This window comes from Bacillus sp. SIMBA_074, from assembly GCF_046534555.1.
GTDB classification, from domain to species: Bacteria; Bacillota; Bacilli; order Bacillales; family Bacillaceae_G; genus Bacillus_A; species Bacillus_A mycoides.
The window spans coordinates 1-256 of sequence record NZ_JAWRYM010000827.1 but is presented as its reverse complement, the minus strand read 5'-3'; the positions used below and the strand labels follow the sequence as shown (position 1 = coordinate 256).

At 56.6% G+C, this 256-nt stretch carries 1 protein-coding gene; it reads left to right on the top strand.

Annotated features, from left to right (window positions below):
- The coding region (locus tag SB773_RS33070; RefSeq protein ID WP_410594661.1) for a type I restriction endonuclease at positions 1 to 256 on the top strand (256 nt) is incomplete at both ends.

Genomic DNA, 256 nt, shown 5'->3' with positions numbered 1-256 from the left:
AGGAGATTACCTTCCAGAAAGGCGCACGCCCTGAGAAATGCATCTATCGTGCCATCGCCGAATGGCCCACCCACCATAACGGAGAGAAGGGCTGGGCAGATTACGTACTGTTCGTAGGGTTAACCCCGGTTGCGGTGGTGGAAGCCAAGAAAGAGAACACTAACGTCGCTGGTAAAATCAGCCAGGCCGAACGGTACAGCCAGGGCTTTAAGGTAGAGGCACCGTTAGTCGGCGCCTGGGAGCAGATAGGCCGCAC